Below are 1318 nucleotides of genomic sequence, written 5' to 3' on the forward strand. Positions count from 1 at the left end.
GAAACGGCGCCATTGTGGCGCCGTTTGCGTGTCTCAAAGAGGGTGTCTTTACAGGTTCGGGTAGATCGGGAAGCGGGCGCAGAGGGCGGCGACTTCGGCCCGGACCTTGGCTTCTACGGCGCTGTTACCGTCCTCGCCATTGGCCGCCAGACCGTCCACAACCTCGATGATCCAGTCGGCGATCTGGCGGAATTCGGCCTCGCCGAACCCGCGGGTGGTGCCGGCGGGCGACCCCAGACGGATGCCGCTGGTGATCGTCGGCTTTTCCGGATCAAACGGCACACCGTTCTTGTTGCAGGTGATATGCGCCCGGCCCAGGGCCTTTTCGGTGGCGTTGCCCTTGACGCCCTTGGGGCGCAGGTCGACCAGCACCACGTGGGTGTCGGTGCCGTGGGTCACCGTGTCCAGTCCGCCCTTGATCAGCTGATCCGACAGCGCCTGTGCGTTGGTGACGACCTGGCTGATGTAATCCTTGAACGCGGGCTGCAGCGCCTCGCCAAAGGCAACCGCCTTGGCCGCGATCACATGCATCAGCGGGCCGCCCTGAATACCGGGGAAGATGGCCGAGTTCACTTTCTTGGCGATCGCCTCGTCATTGGTCAGGATCATGCCGCCGCGCGGGCCGCGCAGGGTCTTGTGCGTGGTGGTGGTGGCCACGTGCGCGTGCGGGAAGGGACTGGGATGCGCGCCTGTCGCCACCAGACCGGCGATATGGGCCATGTCCACGTGCAGATAGGCGCCGACCATGTCCGCGATCTGACGCATGCGGGCAAAGTCGATCTGGCGCGGAATGGCCGAGCCGCCCGCGATGATCAGCTTGGGCTGGTGTTCTTTCGCCAGCGCCTCGATCTGGTCATAGTCGATCAGGTTGTCCTGCTGGCGCACGCCGTAATGCACCGCGTTGAACCACTTGCCCGACTGGTTGGGGGCCGCGCCGTGGGTCAGGTGACCGCCTGCATCGAGGCTCATGCCCAGAATGGTGTCGCCGGGTTTGATCAGTGCCTGAAACACGCCCTGGTTGGCCTGGCTGCCCGAGTTCGGCTGAACGTTGGCAAAACCGCAGCCGAACAGTTCCTTGGCGCGGTCGATGGCCAGGTTCTCGGCGATATCAACGAACTGGCAACCGCCATAGTACCGGCGACCGGGATAGCCTTCGGCGTATTTGTTGGTCATCACCGAGCCCTGCGCCTCCATCACGGCGGCGCTGACGATGTTCTCGCTGGCGATCAGCTCGATCTCGTCGCGCTGGCGGCCAAGCTCAGACGTGATCGAACCGAAAAGCTCGGGGTCACGCTCCGAAAGAGACTGGGTAAAGAAA

General features: G+C 64.0%; 1 protein-coding gene. It reads right to left on the bottom strand.

Annotated features, from left to right (window positions below):
- Positions 1–48 precede the first annotated feature (48 nt).
- Positions 49–1318: serine hydroxymethyltransferase (glyA, locus tag ACR0D6_RS22540; RefSeq protein ID WP_480453306.1), on the bottom strand; the 1270-nt coding region annotated here is incomplete at its 5' end.

Source organism: Ruegeria sp. BJ6 (genome assembly GCF_056537885.1).